At 58.4% G+C, this 12,394-nt stretch carries 10 protein-coding genes; 5 read left to right on the top strand and 5 right to left on the bottom strand.

Translation table 11 applies throughout. The features are described 5' to 3' along the window. Positions 1-88 precede the first annotated feature (88 nt). Entirely contained in the window at positions 89-775 is a 687-nt protein-coding gene (locus PQR32_RS09620) for a TetR/AcrR family transcriptional regulator (protein ID WP_408225171.1), read from the top strand. A gap of 367 nt (positions 776-1,142) precedes the next feature. Further along, positions 1,143-1,508 carry a response regulator gene (locus PQR32_RS09615; RefSeq protein ID WP_408224976.1) on the top strand — a complete coding sequence of 122 codons (366 nt, stop codon included), beginning with the start codon at positions 1,143-1,145 and terminating at the stop codon, positions 1,506-1,508. Positions 1,509-1,630: 122 nt separating this feature from the next. On the opposite strand, the gene PQR32_RS09610 is transcribed toward PQR32_RS09615, so the two are convergent. Together PQR32_RS09610 and PQR32_RS09605 are read right to left on the bottom strand one after the other, a co-directional pair. Further along, on the bottom strand, positions 1,631-2,068 hold the full coding sequence (locus tag PQR32_RS09610; RefSeq protein ID WP_408224973.1) for a winged helix-turn-helix domain-containing protein: 438 nt from the start codon (positions 2,066-2,068) through the stop codon (positions 1,631-1,633). A 92-nt stretch (positions 2,069-2,160) separates the two neighbouring features. After that, complete coding sequence (locus PQR32_RS09605) at positions 2,161-5,514, bottom strand: PAS domain-containing sensor histidine kinase (protein WP_408224970.1); 3,354 nt, start codon at positions 5,512-5,514, stop codon at positions 2,161-2,163. Between the two features lie 538 nt (positions 5,515-6,052). Between PQR32_RS09605 and PQR32_RS09600 the strand changes: the two genes are divergently transcribed. After that, positions 6,053-6,691, top strand: a complete 639-nt coding sequence (locus PQR32_RS09600; protein ID WP_408224967.1) for a response regulator transcription factor — start codon at positions 6,053-6,055, stop codon at positions 6,689-6,691. A 118-nt stretch (positions 6,692-6,809) separates the two neighbouring features. Here PQR32_RS09600 and PQR32_RS09595 read toward each other — a convergent pair whose 3' ends face one another. From PQR32_RS09595 to PQR32_RS09585, 3 genes are all read right to left on the bottom strand, one after another. Then, entirely contained in the window at positions 6,810-7,982 is a 1,173-nt protein-coding gene (locus PQR32_RS09595; RefSeq protein WP_408225168.1) for an MFS transporter, read from the bottom strand. 134 nt (positions 7,983-8,116) lie between these two features. Beyond that, positions 8,117-9,838 carry a ubiquinone-dependent pyruvate dehydrogenase gene (poxB, locus tag PQR32_RS09590; RefSeq protein WP_408224964.1) on the bottom strand — a complete coding sequence of 574 codons (1,722 nt, stop codon included), beginning with the start codon at positions 9,836-9,838 and terminating at the stop codon, positions 8,117-8,119. A 324-nt stretch (positions 9,839-10,162) separates the two neighbouring features. After that, on the bottom strand, positions 10,163-10,450 hold the full coding sequence (locus tag PQR32_RS09585) for a DUF3331 domain-containing protein (protein ID WP_408225165.1): 288 nt from the start codon (positions 10,448-10,450) through the stop codon (positions 10,163-10,165). A gap of 272 nt (positions 10,451-10,722) precedes the next feature. Here PQR32_RS09585 and PQR32_RS09580 point away from each other — a divergent pair, with 272 nt between their 5' ends. Then, the gene (locus PQR32_RS09580; RefSeq protein ID WP_408224961.1) at positions 10,723-11,316 is read left to right on the top strand and encodes a YtcA family lipoprotein; all 594 of its coding nucleotides are present in this window, start codon (positions 10,723-10,725) and stop codon (positions 11,314-11,316) included. Between the two features lie 19 nt (positions 11,317-11,335). After that, on the top strand, positions 11,336-12,394 hold the full coding sequence (gene mdtN / locus PQR32_RS09575) for a multidrug transporter subunit MdtN (protein WP_408224958.1): 1,059 nt from the start codon (positions 11,336-11,338) through the stop codon (positions 12,392-12,394).

Here is a 12,394-nt window from a genome sequence, read left to right as displayed (position 1 = left end):
TCGCGGACCGGACGCAGATGAAGTAGAATGGATACTATGCGAATTTGAATTCAAATTCAAACTATTTCTGGAATTTAAGTGTTCAACTATGCCGACCAGCCCGAAAAAGACAGCCGCGACGCAGCCTAAACGGGCCTCGCGCCCTGACGGCGCGGCGACCCGTCAGCACCTGCTCGAAACTGCGGGCCAGGTGTTCGCCGAACGTGGTTTCGCGGATGCCACCAGCAAGGAAATTTGCGAGCGCGCGGGCACACCGATGGCGTCGGTGAACTATCACTTTGGAAGCAGGGAGGCGCTCTACGAAGCGGCGCTGGTCGAGGCGCACCGGCAAGTCGTAGGTCTTGACGAGCTAGCCGCGCTTGCTGCGGGCCTCGACGATCCCAAGGATCAGTTGCGCGCGGTCCTTTCCCGTCTCGTCGGTCTTTCGACGAGCGCAGGCACGCCTTGGGGCTTTATGCTGATGCTGCGTGAAGTGCTGTCACCGTCGAAAGCTATCCCGGTGCTCATCGAGAAAGCGGTGCGTCCGAAAGCTGCATTCCTGCTCAAGGTGATCGGCAACGTGCTGGGACTGGACCCGACCACGCCCGTGGTCCAGCGGGCTTTGATGTTTACGGTGTTGCCCTGCATCGCCCTGATGATCGCGCCGAAGCAGATGCAGTCTGCTCTATTGCCCGCTGTCGCAAAGGACAAGGATGCACTTGCAGAGGATTTTGTGCGATTTGTGCTGGCGGGTCTCGATGCGATCGCACTTGCTCATCGTGCAGAGGCCAGGTGAACACGCCATTGGCTTGCTGAACATATAGTGAAGGCCGGTATCAATGACGGCGGTTGACGAAACAATAAGCCTACAACTTCAGACCTGGTGGTGACATTGCATAATCATGTAATGCACGACGTGGCTCCCGACGCTTCCGGACGACGATTCCGATGACTATAATTTCTCATCGACACACCCGCTTGAGAGGCACATTTAGCGGGGCTATCGCAAACCGGCTGTACCGACGTTAGGGGGAGTTTTTTACCTGACCACAGAGGGGTTCCAGGGAATCCGAAAACGAACTGGTCTATCTGGTCGACGACCACGTTCGATGCCTGACGCCAACGACAAACTTTTGTGAGACCCCATGTCCCGGAGGAAAGAAATGCTCGTGCCTCCGGTTCGAACCATTGCCGTGATTGACGATGATCGACGGGTTCTGACCTCGCTTGCAAACCTGCTGGCCTCTGGCGGGTATGGAACACGGCTCTACGAATCGGCACAGGATTTCTTTTCCGACGGCTACCTGGGTCTGTTATGCGTTATTACGGATTTGGGAATGCGGCCCATCGACGGTTTGCAGGTGCTCGAGCGTGTGGTTCATTCTGGTGCGGCGATGCCCGTCATCATTATCACTGGCAAACCGGGCGAGCATACGGAGAACTACTATCTGCAAAGAGGCGCACTAGGTTTCTTCAGAAAACCCGTCGACGGGGACGCGTTGCTGGACCTGCTCGATAGTATCGCCTGAAGGCATCGGGTGGTCAGTCCGCCTCTGCGTTGAGACAAGCGCTGCCGGATTTGCAGGCGCAGACAAGTTATTTTGAGCGGGACGTGTCGCGCCCAGCGAGTTGCGCGCTCGAAGAGAAAAGACTACTGCGCACCCCGCCTAGAGTCAGTATATTCGACGAAAATCGAAGGGGCGTGCGGTAGCTGAACCGGTCTCAACAGACGATAGCCGCGGCCAGGTACAGATACAAGCAGCTTACGATCCTCGCCCATCATTTTACGAATCCCGCAGATGTGCACGTGAAGATTGTTATCCACGACGACAGTGGTCGGCCACACCTCGTCTATCAGCTTCTCCTTTGTCACCAATGCGCCGTTTGCTTCGATAAGGACGAGCAACACATCCATCGCTCTGCAGCCGAGTTCGACAGGAGAGCCCTCGACGAATATCTCTCGCCGGTCCGGGAAGACAGTCAGATTTCCAATGCGAATCATTGCTTTAAATATCCATTCGTTTGAGACCGCTGTATTGGGACAGTAACCGGCGCAGACCGGTGACTGCGATAGCAGCGTTGAAGTCATCGAGCCCTGGGCGCTCCAATGTTCTACCTGGTTTCGATGGTAGTTGGCCGTATGTCTGAGCGCTATTACATGAAACTGGAGTCAAGCCTGCACTATCTGGCGCCCACCTCCTGTTGGGAAAGCTGGACAGGCAAGACGGGGAGGACGACGGCGAAGGTCGCTCCATAACCCTCGTTATTGGAGGCAATAAGCTGACCCTCGTGAGCTTCGATAATGGAGCGCGACACCGCAAGCCCGATGCCCATTCCCTTGCACTTGGTCGTGACGAATGCGTCGAATATGCTGTCGTCGTCAACGATGCCCAAACCGTTATCCATGACTTCGAGCAGTACCGACCGCTCGTCAACGGAGCTTGCGGCAATGAGAATCCTGGGAGTGCGTCCCGAGTTTTCCGTGGCCTCTATTCCGTTCGTGATGAGGTTAAGAAGAACCTGCTGAATCTGTATCTGGTCGACGAACACTGGAGGCAGGCCATCGGGCAAGTCGAACTCGATGTCGGCTGTGCGCCTGGTCTCGTCCTCCCGTAGCAGCCGCACGGCTTCGAGGACCATGTCTTTCAGATTCCGTTCCCGCTTCTGGAATGCTTGCCGCTTGAACAGCGCGCGGATGCTTTGCATCGTCTCGTCCGCGGAACGGGCATCCCGAACGACGCTTTCCACGGAAACCCTGGCTTCGCCCAAATTGGGCGGCGACGCTGCGAGCCACCGTTTGCAAGCCTGCGCATTGGCGATAACGGACGTGAGAGGCTGATTGAGTTCGTGTGCAATCGACGCCGAGAGTTCTGCGACCGTCGCAATCTGGGTTGCACGCGCGAGTTCAGCCTGAGTGTGTCTGAGCCGGTCCTCTGCACGCTTGCGTTCGTCGATATCAAGACTGAGTCCATACCATTGAACAACGTTGCCGTCGGAATCTCTCATTGCTTCCGCAGTGTTCTGATACCACCGATAAACACCGTCTTTTCGGCGAAGCCGGGAAACATGGCAGTACGGTTCGCCGGTCTTGATCGAGTGTGTCCACGCCTGAAGCACGCTGTCCAGGTCGTCAGGGTGGAAGGTCTTCTGATAGCCGAGGTTGACGAGTTGCGAAATATCCAGGCCAACAAATTCGGAGGTCTTCCGATTGATGTAAGTGAGCCTGCCTTGTGGGTCATTGCACCAGAGCATGGCCGGGATGGTCTCGATAAGCTCGTGTAGCTGGTGCTCCCGCTGTTCGAGCACGGCTTCCGTTTGCTTGAGGTCGTTGATGTCCGTACATACGCCGTACCAGTGCAGGATCTGCCCGCGTTCGTCGCGAAACGGTTCGCCGCGAGCGAGATACCAGCGCAGTTTCCCATCGGCGCCAGTCACCTGGTAGGTGTCCTGATAGGACGCACCTTCCCGGACAGCTTGCCGCCAGCGCGAACGGACGCGAAGGCGGTCAGCTTCCGGGATCAGGTTAAGTAACATTTCTCTGTCGAATTCTTCCCCGCTCTTGCCCATGAACGTCAGCATTTGTCGATTCCACCGGTCGACATCGCCTTGCGGTGTGGCGCGCCAGATCATCACGGGCAATACGTCTACGAGCCTTCGCAAATTGAGCTCTTCCGTGCGAATGGCCTCCTGGGCTAACTGCCGGTCGTGGATATCCGTCGAAAGACCGTACCATTTCGCAATGGCGCCGTCGGCATCCCGCATAGGTGCGCCTTTGCATTGAAACCATCGATAGCTGTTGTCGGCCGCGCGGAGCCGATAGACCCAGTCAAAAGGTATCCCGCTTTCGATGGAATCCCGCCAGGCTTCAACGGTTGACGCAGAGTCATCCGGGTGCACCAGCTGAAACCAGCCGGTCGCCATCAAATCATCGAACTGTAGCCCGGTGTAGTCTTCGGTGCGCTTGTTGACGTATTCCAGGCGGCCATGGGAGTCCGTACGCCAGAGCAGGCTGGGAACATTCTCTGTCAGCCAATTCAGTTGCGCCTCCCGGTCACGGATGACCTCTTTGGATCTGTAAAGCTCATCAATGTCGATGGTCACGGAATACCACTTGTAGACACTACCGTTATCGTTGAAGTAAGGGACGGAGCGCGAGTGGTGCCATCGATAATTGCCGTCACGGCCTGCCCATCGATAGGTCGTATCGTGCGCGCTCTTTTCCTGAACAGAACGAAAATACCCTTCCTTTATCCTGTCGCGGTCATCGGGGTGAACGAAACTCAGAAAGCCACGCTTCTGTATGCCCTCAAGCGTAGTTCCCGTTTCCTCGAGAATCTGCTTATTGATGAAGTCGAAACCGTCGGTTGTGCGAGTAGCGAAGCGGCCCGGTAGTCGATCGAGGAGTTCTCGGGCTTCTCTCTCACTGGCCGCCAATGCCTGTTGAGCCCTGATGGTCTCTTCGATTTCTATTCCGACGAGGTACCAGTTGATGACGTCTCCGTTCGACGAGCGGGATGGCTCGGCTAGAAGACGCTGCCAGCGGTACGCGCCGTCGTGCTGCCGCATCCTCACGGCAATGTCGACCGGTTCGCGCGCGGCAATGCACGCTTTCCATTGCTGTCGTGCGGCCTGCACGTCATCGGGGTGAATGTAAGCCATCCATCGGTCGCCGACTATTTCCTCCATCGGTCTTCCCAGCGCGGCAACGCCGACTTTATTCACGTAGACAAGCTCGCCGTTGGGTCCGCCGACACATACGCATGCCGGCACACTATCCACAATGCGCCGATAGGTTTCTTCTTCGATTCGAAGAAGGGATTCCGCGGTCTTCCGGTCGTGTATGTCCCAGCTCACACCGATCCATCGCAGTAGCCGTCCACTGTCGTTTCTTATCGCTTTGACACGGCAGAGAAACCACCGGTACTCGCCGTCAATACGTCGGAATCGAAGCTCTAATTCTCCCATGTCGTTTCCGGCCCGGAGTGCGCCCCAGTATTGGTCGTTTGTCCGCAGGTCGTCAGGGTGGATAGCGGCCCGGAAAGAGTCGCAGCGATGTGCTTTTTTTAAGCCTGTGTATTCGCATAGGCTGGGACTCAGGTATCCGATGTCACCATTGGGCAGCGCGGTCCACACATGACCGGGAAAGAGACTGCTAATGCTTTGAAGTGTCTCGTCCAGTTGGCGGAGTTGCTCGCCGAACGGCTCATCCTTCAATCCGGCCGTTGAGTCTAGCTGCCGGGGGCGCCGGGAGGCCAGCTCGGCACAAATCCATGCCGCCGCGATTGCGACGACGGAACGGGCGGTAGAGCAGGAGGCAAGAGTGGGGTGACCGGCAGTCAACGCCACCCCGGCAATTCCAAGCGAGGCGAACCCAGCGGCCAGACGCCCGAAGCTCCGGCCGAAAAAGTGCGCGATAAGGACAACCAGGAAGATGCCGGAAATCGGTTCTATTAACCCCGCCACACCTGACACACTCGATATGGCGACGCTGAGGGCAACATCTCGAGACGAGCGTGGTATCAACACGGTAAGCATGTCAACCTCCGAGTTCGTCGGTGCATTGAACAGTGGTCCTTTGCATGTCTCCGCCAATGGCTAGAATCTTCTCGTGCAACGGTGCCTTGCGCGAAAATTGAGCGGGGTGTCGCCGGTTGTTTTATGTAGTACGTACGGGGCCTGGTCGCGCACAGTGCGGTGCGCACGAATCGAATACGAGGAGACAGCGATCCGTCATACCATAGCGAATCACCGCCTGCGTTTGGGGATCAAAGCTTTTCGAAGACACGGTTTGGAAGAGCATAGTCGGGCTGATAGCAATGACGTGTTTCCGAGTGCGCCGCATCGGGATCTCCAATCAAGCCGACGAGGCGGAACGCCAAGCCTACAATTTCATATACGGCGGCGACATTACATAATCATGTAATGCAAGACACGACTCCCCGCGCTTCCTGGCAACCATTCCTACGGCTATAATTTCTCGTCGGCACGCCCGCGTGAGAGGCACATTCGGCGCGTCTATCGCAGATCGACTGTACCGACGTTAGGGGAAGTTTTGCCTGACTATAGGGGTTCCATGGAATCCGCAAACGAACTCGTCTATGTGGTGGACGACGACAGCCGGGTGCGGGAAGCACTCTCTACGCTGCTGCGCGCAAACGGAAGAAACGTCCAGGCATTCAGCTCCGGTGGAGAGTTTCTCGACACACCGCATCGAAATGTCGTGGCATGTCTGATCCTGGATATGCGAATGCCAGGCATGAACGGCCTGGAAGTCCAGAAGCTTGTCCGCATGGACTCTCCGATTCCCGTCATTTTCATTACCGGAATGGGAGATGTGCCGTCCGTCGTTCTAGCCATGAAGGGCGGAGCTGTCGACTTCCTCACAAAGCCTGTCGATGAAGATGCCTTGATGCGCGCGGTCGATGCGGCCCTCGCCAGGGCGTACGTTCTTCGCGAGGAGGCGGCGAATGCAGCGATGCTACAGGCCCTCTATCAATCGTTGACGCCTCGTGAGCAGGAACTGTTGCCGTTACTCGCAAGCGGTTTGCTCAACAAGCAGGCGGCGGCAATCCTTGGCATCACTGAATACACCGTGCAGGTGCATCGTGGCCACATCATGAGAAAAATGCAGGCGGATTCATTTGCTACTCTTGTCAGGCAGGCAAGCAAACTGCAACTCGAAACATCGGCGACAACCACGTTCGATGCCTGATGCCAGACACACATCATCACCGACCCGATACGGGAAATTTGTGGCCACCGAACGCCCCGACGTTGGGGGCCCGCCCTTCGGATGGGATCCCCAAACGCTAGCCTGGCCTTGTACAGCCTCACGCGTTCGCGCGTCCGCGTGGTCCGGTCTCGCGCATGAACATCGCCAGCCCCATTGCAAGCACGATGCCACCGAGCAGCCATGAGCCGGCTGCGCGGAACACCGGCAGGTTCATTACGCCGCCGCCCGCGACGTGGGCGAGCACCTTGCCGTACACAGGCGTGAGCAAGGCGCTGAACGTGAACACCAGGAAATTGATCGCACCGCTGGCGCTGCCCTTGACGTTATCCGGATTGACTTCCTTGATCACCGTATAGGGCAGCATGGCCGCACCGGAGCCGATGCCGAGAAGCAGGCCGAGCACGTAAGGGGGCGCCACACCGGCAGGCAGATAGAAAATGCCTGCACCCGACACGAGCATCAACAGTGCGCCGGCCATCAACACCGGCTTGCGACGCCCCAGACGGTCCGACAGGTAACCTAGCAGCGGGCAGCCGATCACCCAGCCGAGCGGCACCATGCTTGCACGATTGACAGCCTCCGCATAGCTGACGTCGAGACCGTTGTGCAGAAAGGGAATGCCCCAGATCATGTCGCCGATCGTCGTCGGCAAGAACAGCAGGCCGGCGCAGAAACCGCAGAGATACGACTGCGGATTGGACAGCACTTCCTTGTACGGCGCGAACATCTTCATCCACGAGCCCTGGCTGGCTGGACTTTCGTCATTGGCTGCGGGCGTCGCGAAGAACACCAGCACGGCGATCAAAAGGATGACGAGGCCGGACATCCACCAGAACTGCTGCCACGTGATGAGGCCGTGAATCAGCGGAGCCACGGCGAACTGACCCGCGGAGCCGCCCAGCATGCCGAAGCATTGAGTGAATCCCACCGCTGTCGCGAGAGAACGTGGAGGAAAACCGTGCGTGGCGAGATACACCGCGCCGATGAACCCACACGCCGAACCCGCGCCCTGTAGCAGGCGGCCGACCTGCGCCGCCTCCACGCTGCCCAGAGCGAACAGCGCCGCGCCGATGGCAACGAGAACGATGCCGGCCGGAATGACGGCCTTGCCGCCGAGCCGATCGAGCAGCGCACCGCAAACGATCGAGAACAACGCATAGGTGTAGTAGTACAGGCCGACGAGCGCGCCCACGCCCAGCGCATCGCGGGCGAACGCCGCACTCAGCTCGGGTATCATCACGCCCGGCGCGGAACGCAGCATGTACTGCATGAAATAGAACGCGGCACAGAAAAGCCAGGCGATGACGAAACCCATGTGGATGGGCTGGCGGTCTGATGCAACATTGACGGTGCTGACGACCTTGCTGGACATGGTTCGATTTCCGTTGAGTTTTGCTGATCGCGTTACCGGAACAGATTGACCTTTGCGAGGTCGATGAGCTGCTGGCCTCGACCGTCCATGACGGCACGAAGCATGAAGAGCCCAAAGTGGTAAGTTTGGTCAGCGGTCGTCGCAGGAGGCATTACGAGCTCCTGGCGTGCGCTCACTACATCGACGAGAGCCGGACCCGGATGGGCGAATGCTTCGGCCAGGGCGCCTTCCAGCTCCGCAGGATGCTCGACGCGTACACCTTTGATTCCTATCGCGTTGGCCATCGCGGCGAAGTTCGGATTTTTCAGGTCACATCCTGTATCGATGAACCCACTGGCTTTCATCTCCATTTCCACGAAGCCCAGCGTTCCGTTGTTGAGCACGACGACTTTGACCGGCAACCCGGTTTGAATCAGCGTCAAAAACTCACCCATCATCATGGTGAAGCCGCCGTCACCCGACATCGAAATCACCTGCCGGTCCCTGAAAGCGGCCTGCGCGCCGATCGAGTGCAACAACGAATTGGCCATCGAGCCGTGGTTGAACGAACCGACCAGTCGTCGCTTGCCGTTCATCTTCAGATATCGGGCGGTCCATGCGATGGGGGTGCCGACGTCGCAGGAGAAGATCGCATCCTCGTCCGCGAGTTCGCTGACGAGCCGCGTCACATACTGCGGATGAATCGTGCTGCTGCCCGTTTCCGGCTCCGCCAGCGCATCCAGACTCTGGCGAGCCTTGCGATAGTCGTCGAGTGCGCGATTCAGAAAGCTGCTGTCCGTTTTCTGCTGAATCCTGGGAAGAAGTTCATTGAGCGTATCCTTGACGGTTCCCAATACGCCGAGCTGTATCGGGCATCTATTGCCGAGCGCTTCCGCCCTTGTATCGACCTGCGCGATAGTCACCTTCTCCGGGTAGAACTGTCGATAAGGGAAGTCGGTGCCCAACATCAGGAGCATGTCGCAACTCTTCATCGCCGAATAACCGGAGGCGAAGCCGACAAGGCCCGTCATGCCCACATCGAACGGGTTATCGTATTCGATGTATTCCTTTCCTCGCAGCGAGTGCACGATCGGCGCTTGCAGTTTGCGGGCGAGTTCCACGACTTCCGCATGGGAATCCTTGCAGCCGGCCCCACACAGCAACGTCACTCGCGACGACCTGTTCAGCAGACCTGCGAGTTCCGCGACCTCGTCGTTCGATGGGTGAATCACCGGAGCAGAAGGCGCGCTCCAGGTCGGCACAGGTTTCGTGAGAGGCCCGAGTGCCACATTTCCAGGTATGACGACAACAGCAACGCCTTTGCGCGCAACTGCTGTGCGGATGGCACGGCCCAGAATTTGCGGTAGTTGGTCGGGACTGTGAACGAGTTCGACGTAGTGGCTACATTCCTTGAAGAGGATTTCGGGGTGGGTAGCCTGAAAATAGTCGATGCCGATTTCCGTACTTGGGACATGCGCGGCGATAGCGAGAACGGGAACACCGCTACGCTGGCAGTCGAACAAGCCGTTGATGAGGTGCAGATTCCCCGGGCCGCAACTCCCGCAACAGACTGCGAGCTGCCCCGTGAGATGAGCTTCGGCGCCGGCGGCGAAAGCCGCGCTTTCCTCATGCCGCATGTGAACCCATTCAATCGAACCATCCCGGCGCAGCGAGTCCGTGAATCCATTGAGCGAATCCCCCACGACACCGAACACGCGCTTCACGCCCGCGTTGACCAGTGCACCAACCATGTAGTCGGCAGCTATCGTCGCCATTTCACATCTCCATAGGTGAATGAATTACTACGAGTGCGATGCTTTCGCAGAGAGACCAAAGAGACACGTCCGCACGAGCGCGGTGCAATCACTCAGCCGTAGTGGCTGATTTGAACGGTCCGCAGTGTCAGGTGCTTGATGTTAGTGAGCGCGGCGAAGCACGGCTATTACATGAATCTGGAATCAGCCTGGCCAGGATTCTTGTGCTCGACACTTATTGAGTAACGACAGGACGCGTGGACGTGTTTCGGATTACATAGATAACGAAATGTCTCGGCCGAGCATGACGTGATCTGTTGTTGACGCAGAGCCGGATTTGATCCGTCAGACAGCTTCCTCCACGGGAGTAGCTTCCATGACGGTAGCCAGAATCATCGCTTCGATGTTCCGTGGCGCAGGTCGACCACGCCTGGGTCGATACACGGCATCGCCTGTTGCAATGGCCTGGCCGCTCAGCGCGCAAACCCCGGCTTTCCTCGCGATGCAGCGCCGCCATAGCTGTTCGCCGTAGCAGCAGGAGGTCGCGTCACTCCACGCAATAGTTGCCGAGATCTGTCCATTGCGCTCCAGAATCCGGATCGCACATTTCGAAAATTTGCCTTTGCCGCGCATCGGACGGACGCGACCGGACACACTGGGCCGTTGTATGTCGCCTTCGCCCGAGAGGAGCGCCATCGTGGACTGCCACGTTCTGTCTTCTTCAAAGGGAGCTTGCATGATGCGGTTCCTCGATTCTCATTAGACAAAAAGATGCCGCGCGCAATCAATGTGACGTGCCGGATTCTCGAGCCAACATTCGACCCTGGCTTGATGATAGTCAGCGGACTTGCGGGCCGCTACTACATGAATGTGGAGTGCGTCCGGGTTGACCAGGAAGAGGAGCCATGGCGGCGACATTACATATTCATGTAATGCGGAATACCTTTTTCGGCGTTATTGTGACGACTTGGTGCGCCCGTCATCTGTCGACGGGCGGCCCACAGGCTACGACCTTGCAAAATGCGCTATCGGTTTCTTCAGAAGGCCTTTGGATGACGGCGCTGTGTTGGAAATGCAAAGCAAGCGTCACATCTCCAGTGCGCCCGAAGCCGTTTCCCTGGCTGCCCAAAACCCGAAATCCGAGGCGAGACGCATCGGCGTATCTGCAAGGCGTGACATTGAGTTCAACCACAGAGACGACTTTGAAACAACACATGCCAGTAGTCAGAGGCAGATGTTCAAAGCGTGCAATCGGCGCGGCCGCGATTGCCGCGATTCCGATGTCGGGGTGTGCAAATTCGCCATCCATTAGCGTGCTGGGCGCGTACTTTCCCGACTGGCTGTTCTGTATCGTCGCGGGCGTCGTGCTCACGGTCGTCATCTATCTGATCCTCAAGCGCTTACAGGCCGACCATCTGACGGGACCTTCAGCCGTGGTGTATCCCACGCTTGTCGCTTTTTTTGCGCTCGCTGTCTGGTTGATGTTCTTCCAACATTGAATCTTTGTCGGGTGGATGAATGGCGACCCCAGCCAGCAAAACATCGAAGAGAAAATGGCCGGCCATCGTGATGGTCGTGGTGACGCTGTTGCTGCTCGTCTACGTCATCCGGCTGTGGGACCGCGCGCCTCGCACCGACGACGCCTATGTCTACGCGGATACGATCGACGTCGTGCCCGAGGTCAGCGGCCGCATCGTCGAACTGGCCGTGCGCGACAATCAGGCGGTGAAGCAGGGCGATCTGCTGTTCCGTATCGATCCGCGCCCGTATCAGGATGCGCTCGCACGGGGCAACGCATCCCTCGTCGCGCTCGACCGCCAGATCGAGCTGACCCAGCGCACGGTCAATGCGCAGCAGTACAACGCGCAGTCGGTGCGTGCAGCCGTCGAGCGCGCGCGAGCTGCGGCCGGCCAGGCGTCCGATACGCTGCACCGCATGGAGCCGCTGTTGTCGCACGGTTATGTGTCGGCGGAAGACGTCGACCGTGCGCGCACCGCGCAACGCTCCACGCAGGCCGAACTCAGCGCCGCGCAGCTGCAGGCGCAGCAGGCGGCGGCGGCTGTGAGCGGCGTCGATGCGCTGGTGGCGCAACGTGCCGTCGTCATGGCGGAGATCGCGACTGCCGAACTGAATCTGGAGTATGCGACGGTGCGAGCACCGTTCGACGGACGCATCGTGTCATTGAAAACGTCGACAGGTCAGTTTGCCACGGCGCTCAAACCGGTCTTCACCTTGATCGATACGCGCCACTGGTACGTGGTCGCGAACTTTCGCGAGACCGAACTCAAGGGCGTCAGGGCGGGCACGCCTGCCACGGTCTACCTGATGAGCGATACGGGCCAGCGTTTTCAGGGCAGCGTCGATTCGATCAGCTATGGCATCGCGCCCGATGAAGCCGGCCTTGCATTGCCTGGCGGGCTGCCCCGCATTCAACGCACGCTTAACTGGGTGCATGTATCGCAGCGCTTCCCGGTGAAGATCCGCATCGACAAGCCGAACCCGGAACTGTTTCGCGTCGGTACGTCGGCTGTGGCGGTTCTGGAACCTGGGCGCGGCGACGACGGCGAGCGCCATTGA

Origin of the sequence: Paraburkholderia dipogonis, from assembly GCF_046027395.1 — a bacterium.
Taxonomy (GTDB): domain Bacteria; phylum Pseudomonadota; class Gammaproteobacteria; order Burkholderiales; family Burkholderiaceae; genus Paraburkholderia; species Paraburkholderia dipogonis_A.
This window is presented reverse-complemented; position numbering and strand designations above follow the sequence as displayed.

Excerpts from the sequence above, each read along its gene's own strand:
- PQR32_RS09620 (WP_408225171.1), top strand. The coding sequence starts at position 89 with ATGCCGACCAGCCCGAAAAAGACAGCCGCGACGCAGCCTAAACGGGCC.
- PQR32_RS09615 (WP_408224976.1), top strand. The coding sequence starts at position 1,143 with ATGCTCGTGCCTCCGGTTCGAACCATTGCCGTGATTGACGATGATCGA.
- PQR32_RS09610 (WP_408224973.1), bottom strand. The coding sequence starts at position 2,068 with ATGACTTCAACGCTGCTATCGCAGTCACCGGTCTGCGCCGGTTACTGT.
- PQR32_RS09605 (WP_408224970.1), bottom strand. The coding sequence starts at position 5,514 with ATGCTTACCGTGTTGATACCACGCTCGTCTCGAGATGTTGCCCTCAGC.
- PQR32_RS09600 (WP_408224967.1), top strand. The coding sequence starts at position 6,053 with ATGGAATCCGCAAACGAACTCGTCTATGTGGTGGACGACGACAGCCGG.
- PQR32_RS09595 (WP_408225168.1), bottom strand. The coding sequence starts at position 7,982 with ATGCAGTACATGCTGCGTTCCGCGCCGGGCGTGATGATACCCGAGCTG.
- poxB (WP_408224964.1), bottom strand. The coding sequence starts at position 9,838 with ATGGCGACGATAGCTGCCGACTACATGGTTGGTGCACTGGTCAACGCG.
- PQR32_RS09585 (WP_408225165.1), bottom strand. The coding sequence starts at position 10,450 with ATGCGCGGCAAAGGCAAATTTTCGAAATGTGCGATCCGGATTCTGGAG.
- PQR32_RS09580 (WP_408224961.1), top strand. The coding sequence starts at position 10,723 with ATGGCGGCGACATTACATATTCATGTAATGCGGAATACCTTTTTCGGC.
- mdtN (WP_408224958.1), top strand. The coding sequence starts at position 11,336 with ATGGCGACCCCAGCCAGCAAAACATCGAAGAGAAAATGGCCGGCCATC.